Annotated in this window: 3 protein-coding genes; all 3 read left to right on the top strand. The window is 48.0% G+C overall.

Features of this window, described 5'->3' with window-relative positions; translation table 11 throughout:
* A partial coding sequence (locus tag MHN01_RS22725) for an ABC transporter ATP-binding protein (protein WP_239413616.1) occupies positions 1–1,445 on the top strand: 1,445 nt, incomplete at its 5' end.
* Positions 1,442–2,281 (top strand): energy-coupling factor transporter transmembrane protein EcfT, encoded by an 840-nt coding sequence (locus MHN01_RS22730; protein ID WP_239413617.1) that lies wholly within the window; start codon positions 1,442–1,444, stop codon positions 2,279–2,281. The genes MHN01_RS22725 and MHN01_RS22730, both read left to right, overlap by 4 nt.
* Before the next feature lie 425 nt (positions 2,282–2,706).
* The coding region (locus tag MHN01_RS22735; protein ID WP_239413618.1) for a 2Fe-2S iron-sulfur cluster-binding protein at positions 2,707–3,032 on the top strand (326 nt) is incomplete at its 3' end.

The following is a 3,032-nucleotide window of genomic DNA, read 5'->3' on the forward strand; positions in this document are numbered from 1 at the left end:
TCGGCACCGTCCTGCAAGATACCGATGGTCAGTTTGTCGGGCTAAGCATTGGCGAGGATATCGCCTTCGCACTGGAAAACCAGATGGTTGAACAAGGCGAAATGCACAACATCGTCAAGCAGACAGCGGAGATGGTCGATCTGGAGGAAATGCTGGATCTGTCACCGTTCGACCTCAGCGGCGGCCAAAAGCAGCGTGTCTCGTTGGCGGGTGTAATGGTCGACGATGTCGATATCCTGCTATTTGATGAGCCACTGGCAAGCCTTGATCCTAAAACGGGCAAGGCAACCATCGAAATTATCGATCAGCTACATAAGAATTCAGGTAAAACCGTCATCATTATCGAACACCGTCTCGAAGATGTTCTTCACCGCAACGTCGACCGGATCATCCTGATGGAGCGCGGGGAAATTGTGGCAAACATGACGCCTGACGAATTGCTGGCCAGCCCGTTACTCGCCCAGCACGGGATCCGTGAACCACTTTATCTGTCGGCACTCAAAGCTGCTGGCTGCGAAGTCACCGCAGCCGACAAACCCGCCCACCTGTCGACGCTTGATCTCAACAGTTTCAAGCCGCAGTTGGTTAACTGGTATCAGCTAAGCGATATCACCGAAAAGAATGAGACAAGTCAGCCTCTGCTTTCGGTTAACAACCTGAGCTATTCATACGACGGCCAGCGCAAGACACTGAATGATGTTAGCTTCAGCATCAATAAGGGCGAATTTGTTTCAGTGCTGGGTAAGAACGGCTCAGGAAAATCCACACTGACCCGCTTAATCATGGGTGTACTGGAACTGGATGAAGGCAGTATCGAGTTTGACGGGCGTGATCTTAGCGAAAGCTCAATTTTTGACCGTAGCGAGCACATCGGTGTGGTTCTGCAAAACCCGAATCATATGATTTCCCACCATATGATCTTTGACGAGGTCGCCTCGGGCCTTCGCAACCGCAATGTACCGGAGCAAATAGTCGAGAAAAAGGTCCACGAGATCCTAGAGCTATGCGGACTCGGCAAATATCGCCATTGGCCAATTGAAGCGCTGAGCTACGGTCAGAAAAAGCGGGTTACCATTGCTACAATTTTGGTGCTTGAACCCGAGCTGCTGATCCTGGATGAACCGACAGCCGGACAGGACTATCACCACTATACGACTATGATGGCATTCATCCGTGAGCTCAACCAGAAGCTTGGCATCACTATCCTGATCATTTCCCATGATATGCATCTGGTACTGGAATATACCGACCGCGCAGTGGTTATTGCCGACAGTCAATTGCTGGCCGACCAGGCTGTCCATAGCATTTTCAGCCAACCAGAGCTGCTTGAGCAAGCCAACCTAACCGTAACTAGCCTCTATACCATGGCCAAAGAGCTAGGTATCGAGCGTATCGACAACTTTATCCGTTGCTTCATCGACCATGAGGCAAGCAAAACCGCATGAAAACAAATAAAATCAAGTTTGGTATCAGCTACGCCAATACCGGTTCACCGCTGCACGCACTAAACGGCATCACCAAGTTCATTCTCTTCATGGGCTGGGTGACCATGGTACTGATCACATTTGACCTCCGTGTCATTTGCGGTCTAATCCTGGTCGGGTTCAGCTTACTGAAACTCAGTCGAGTCCCGTTTGCAACCTACAAGCCGCTAATGATAGGCACAGCATCGGTATTAATGATGAACGCCCTGTTTATGTTCCTGATCGCCCCGCAACAGGGCGTCGAATATATGGGTAGCGAAACCGTATTGCTGGCGATGGCTGGCAACTATTCGATCACCACAGAAACCTTGTTCTACTTGCTAACAGTCACACTGAAATACTTCAGTATGTTTCCAATCGCTCTGGTCTTTGTGTTTACCACCCACCCGACTGAGTTTTCAGCCAGCCTGAACAAGCTTGGGGTTCCTTACCGCATTGCCTATGCGGTAAGCCTAACATTGCGCTACCTACCGGAAGTCACCAAAGATTTTGTCAACATCATGCATGCCCAGCAGGCTCGTGGCGTCGATATCTCGAAAAACGTACCTGTGCTAACAAGAATCAAGAATGTCGCCAAAATCCTTGGCCCACTTATTTTCTCAAGCCTGGATCGTGCCGATGTGATATCCAATGCCATGACACTAAGGGGCTTCGGACGCAACAAGAAACGCTCTTGGTATAGCCTCAAACCAATGACAAAGAACGACTATATAGTACTTGTCGTTATTGCCGGCGTACTCACACTGGGCTTTATCAATCGCTACCAGTCTGAGCAACTATTCTGGTACCCGCTCTAATAACCGACTGAACGATCATTATTTACAAGCCGCCATCGTGCGGCTTTTATTTTGTCATCAGAAACAGCAGCTAAAACCTCCAGTCAACCCACTCCTACCAATCTTTTTCTCTAACACTTTTCGGAACTACGTGATTTCCACCCACCAGCTCACTCCCACAAAGCCAAAGATAGCGCTATCTGGTTAATTCAAATTGCATACAATTAACATTAAAAATCAAAACATTATAAGTGAATGATTTTTAACACTTTAAACTAAATTCCAAGCCAAAATGTTGCGAAATTGTGATAAAAAAGTTGACCAACAAGTCAACAAAAGCCAATATTGACTCAACGGTCAATTAATCACAGTCGAGAACAGGAGGTCCCTTGATTAAGTTCTTACTCAACCAGGAAGTGCGTGAGGAAGACCAAATCTCACCGAATATGACGGTGCTGAGCTACTTGCGTACCCATGTAAAGAAAACAGGAACCAAGGAAGGTTGTGGTTCTGGTGACTGTGGTGCATGTACTGTAGTTCTCGGTGAGCTGGTTGACGACAAGCTACAATATCGCTCGGTCAACTCATGTCTGACTTTCATTTCTGCATTGCACGGCAAACAACTGATCACCGTTGAAGATCTCCAGTCAAAAGGCAATAAGCTTCACCCCGTGCAGCAAGCTGTTGTCGATTTTCACGGCTCGCAATGTGGCTACTGCACCCCAGGCTTTATCATGTCGATGTTTGCCCTTGGCAAAAACAAGCCAAATGC

Origin of the sequence: Photobacterium sp. OFAV2-7, from assembly GCF_022347985.1 — a bacterium.
Lineage (GTDB): Bacteria > Pseudomonadota > Gammaproteobacteria > Enterobacterales > Vibrionaceae > Photobacterium.